This window comes from Okeania sp. SIO2B9, from assembly GCF_010672505.1.
Lineage (GTDB): Bacteria > Cyanobacteriota > Cyanobacteriia > Cyanobacteriales > Microcoleaceae > Okeania > Okeania hirsuta.
In genome coordinates this window covers 1-3,171 of the sequence record NZ_JAAHGK010000914.1, presented here as the reverse complement: position 1 = coordinate 3,171, position 3,171 = coordinate 1, and the positions used below count along the sequence as shown (strand labels likewise).

1 protein-coding gene is annotated in these 3,171 nt (G+C 38.9%); it reads right to left on the bottom strand.

Annotated features, from left to right (window positions below; translation table 11 throughout):
• Positions 1-912: 912 nt before the first annotated feature.
• Entirely contained in the window at positions 913-2,937 is a 2,025-nt protein-coding gene (locus F6K13_RS25370) for a tetratricopeptide repeat protein (RefSeq protein ID WP_124155045.1), read from the bottom strand.
• Between the last annotated feature and the right edge of the window lie 234 nt (positions 2,938-3,171).

Genomic DNA, 3,171 nt, shown 5'->3' with positions numbered 1-3,171 from the left:
TGTGCAGTGTGGCAGGTGTAGGGAGTGTGGGGAGATGGGGAGATGGGGAGATGATATCAAATCCGAGGGAATTGGACATAAAAAAATTCTCCAATCCTCATAACTACTAAACCTTTGTGATTCTTTTTCCTCCTGAGGACTGAGGACTGATATCATGTCCGGTTGAATAGTTAAATAATTAGGCAAGAGATAGGATAAAGGAGATAGGAGATAGGATACAGGAGATAGGGAAAAAAGTGTTTTCATCACTATAGTCATTCCAGTTAAGATTGAGACCAGGGTTTCTTACCTTGAAAGAGTTTCAGCTAAAAAAGTGTTCCAGTCTTATTCAGAATGACTATAATTATCCGGACATGGTATGACTCCTTCTGAGTTAACAAATCTATAACTGTTTAACCAAATTTGATATGAGGAGATGGGAAGATAAAGACAGATTTGCCAATGGCGCTCAGATGGAACATTTTTTTTTACCCAGGACTTACGCACGGACACTATAGCAATGTGCGCTGGCATATTTACAAATTACAGTAACTGTCCAATAGCTAAAAGCCTGATATTATCGGTTTTTTATTCCCCCTGTTGCCTGTTGCCTGTTGCCTGTTGCCTGCGCACAACGCTATAAATCGAGTGATGGCGCCATTCGGAGCTTTGCGGAGCGCAAATGCCATTTGCCCCTCCCTATATATGGCGTTTTAAAGGTTAATTTGCGTAAGTCCTGATACCTAATTAAACAGATTTGATATCAAATGGCGCACATTGCGTTATTCACTTTTATATCAGGTTTCATTAATTAGACGTAAATATTAATGATCTTCATAAATTATCTTGAGAATCTATCAAATTTCCCCCTACTCCTTACTTCCTACTCCCTACTACCAAGATGTACCTCATCCACTAGAAAACTGCTGTAAGTCAATGCTCCCTAATATCCAAAGCACGTTGTTGAAAAAGTTCAGCTTCTTTATACTTTCCTTGCTCATAATAGAGATCTGCTAAATTCTTCAGACTGTGTGCAACATTACGATGCTTTACACCAAAGGTTTTTTCATTGATAGTCAAAGCACGTTCCAACAATAATTCTGCTTCTGCGTACCTTCCTTGCTCAGAGTAGATTTGTGCCAAATTGTACAGACTGTGTACAATATGAGGGTGGTCTGTACCCAAAGCTTTCTCATTGATAGTTAAAACACGCTGCAAAATAGGTTCCGCTTTTGTATATTTTCCTTGGGAATAGTAGAGTGCTGCCAAGTTGTTGAGACTATCTTCGATGTCGGGATGGTCTGTACCCAGAGCTTTCTCATTGATAGCTAAAGCACTATGCAATAGTGGTTCTGCATCTTTGTACTCTTCTTGAGAGTAGAATTGTGCCAATTTTTTGAGATTTTTCCCCTCGGCAAATCTATGATGTGATGAGCGTCGGCGATCGCCTCGTCTACGAAACCTGGGTGGCGGAGGTTGTTTGTCAGGTTGTGACAGTGGCAATAAGCTCAGAGCATCATCAGGTTTATGATGTGGCGGGTGTCGTCGATCGCCTCGTTGATCAAATCTGGGTGATGGTCGTCGATCGCCTCGTTCATCAAACCTGGGTGGTGGTGGTCGCCGATCGCCTCGTTCATCAAATCTGGGTGGTGGTGGTTTGCGACCGCCTCGTTCATCAAACCTAGGTGGTGGTGGTTTGCGATCGGTGAGGGGAATTTGACTCTGCATCAAGCGATCGGAATCATGTAATTCAAGTTTTTGTTGCCGCCATCCCAAAGCAAGTAAACTAATAACTCCTCCCCAAATTAAACTAGGATAAACAAAACGCATCCACATTTTTTTAGGAGTCTGTTTATCCCGATCTTTTGCTAAAATTGCCAACTGTTCCTCAATCCAATTTAGATTAAAAATTGTCCGATAAATTTTGTTAAAAACAACTAATTTATCTTGTTTTTTTATGACTATTCCTGACAAACGTAGTACCATTTGTATTCGACTTTCATCAGTTTTAATTCCTCCCCGCAGCAGAATTTTTCTATATAGTTTCAGTAATTCAGGCGTGAGTTGATTTTGACTAAGTAAATGATGCCGAATATATGTTAAATGAGTAGGATAATCCTTTTCCTGCCAATATGTCAAAATATGTTCTTCTACTAACTTATCAATATCCGGCTCAGTGCTATCTGTATGATCGACAATAATTTGACAAAGTTTCTGAGTTAAAAATGGTTGACCTCCAGTCCAATCAAAAACTCGCCGTAAAACAATTTCCGGCTCTTCTACTATTCCTATTAATCCCTGAGTTAAATTTTTTCCTTCTTGAAAATTTAATGCTGTTAATTCAATGGGATGACCAATATTAAAAGGAGTATGTCTCCCATCTCTAATTAAATCCTCTGGAGTTGCTACTCCAAAAAAACAAAAAATCAGCCGATGATAATCAGAATTTCCATCCTCAGCTCTGCGATTATAACAAGAGCGAATAAAAGCTAAAAATTCATTTTTAAAGGGTAAATTTACCAGTAAATCAATTTCATCCAGAAAAATATAGATTTTTTCAGTGGAAAAATTCACAAATAAAATTTCTTCAATAAACCTAGCCAAACGCTGGATATTTGTAAAACTTTGATAACTTTCAATCCAGCTTTGATAATCAATACTATAAGCCAAACCAAATCCCCGAAATAGTTCTTCTAAAAAACCGTCATACCAAGATTGTTTTTGAATAGAAAAATCACCTAATCTACTCATATCTATTGCCGCACATTTACAACCTTGAGACCGTAATTTTTTCATCACTTTTACCCGCAAACTAGATTTACCCATTTGACGAGCATTAAACACATAACAATATTCTCCACTTTGCAGTTTTTCATATAATTCTGCATCTTGTTTTCTCATTACATAAGTAGGGTCATTAGCGGATAAACCCCCACCACTTAATTTATAACTAACCATAATATTTTAAGAAGGAGACAGGAGACAGGAGACAGGAGTTTTTTTAGGAGTCAGGAGACAGGAGTCAGGAGACAGGAGTTTTTTTAGGAGACAGGAGACAGGAGTCAGGAGACAGGAGGGAGGAAGAGGGAGTAAGAAGGAGACAGGACTTACGCAAATTCACCTTGAAAGCGCCATATGTAAGGGCGAATGGCATTCGCCCCTACATATGGCGCTTTCAAGGTGAATTTGCGT